1 protein-coding gene is annotated in these 239 nt (G+C 49.8%); it reads right to left on the bottom strand.

Going from position 1 to position 239, the window contains the following annotated elements; genetic code table 11:
• Positions 1-239 (bottom strand): potassium-transporting ATPase subunit KdpA (locus tag LKX83_RS32885; RefSeq protein WP_227887487.1); only part of this gene is annotated, 239 nt, incomplete at both ends.

Raw genomic sequence — 239 nt, 5'->3', positions numbered from 1 at the left:
CAAGAATCATTACCAACAGAATAAACGTAAACAGTGCTGAATCGGTCCGAAATGTCCCGGCTGTTGCCGGAACCAGACGCTTGGCGGCCAGTGAGCCTGCAATCGCCAGCAGAGCCACGATCGAGATGTAGCGACCAAACAGCATGACAAGCCCGATTGCCATATTGTAAAAGTTCGTATTCGCACTAAGACCTGCAAATGCCGATCCGTTATTTGCGGCTCCAGATGTAAAAGCATAC

Source organism: Cohnella baijiui (genome assembly GCF_020731285.1).
Lineage (GTDB): Bacteria > Bacillota > Bacilli > Paenibacillales > Paenibacillaceae > Cohnella.
Note: the sequence above shows the minus strand (reverse complement) of the source record. Positions and strands in the feature narration are given on the sequence as shown.